The organism is Vibrio sp. 10N.222.55.C6 (genome assembly GCF_041473395.1).
GTDB classification, from domain to species: domain Bacteria; phylum Pseudomonadota; class Gammaproteobacteria; order Enterobacterales; family Vibrionaceae; genus Vibrio; species Vibrio crassostreae_C.
Window position 1 is genome coordinate 1 of record NZ_JBFRSD010000926.1, and the last position, 371, is coordinate 371.

Consider the following 371-nt stretch of genomic DNA (forward strand, 5'->3'; position numbering starts at 1 on the left):
TCACTCGGCCATAAATCACTTAAGTAGATTGGCTTACCATTGTTGTCGGTGCCTAAGCTGTCTTTCTCGATATCAAAGCGAATCGTGCCAGCCAACGCGTAAGCAACCACCAATGGCGGTGAGGCTAAATACGCTTGTTTGGCATAGGGATGGATTCGACCATCAAAGTTTCGATTCCCTGACAACACAGCGGTTGAATACAGGTCGCGGTCGATGATCTCTTGTTGGATAGCAGGATCTAGGGCTCCGCTCATACCATTACAGGTAGTACACGCATAGCCGACGATACCGAAGCCTAGCTTTTCCAGCTCAGGTAGCAAACCTGCCGACTCAAGATAGAGCTTGGCAACTTTAGAGCCCGGCGCAAATGA

General features: G+C 49.6%; 1 protein-coding gene. It reads right to left on the reverse strand.

From position 1 onward, the window contains the following. On the reverse strand, nt 1-371 hold a 371-nt coding region (locus tag AB4486_RS26890; protein WP_372119835.1), incomplete at both ends, for an aconitase family protein.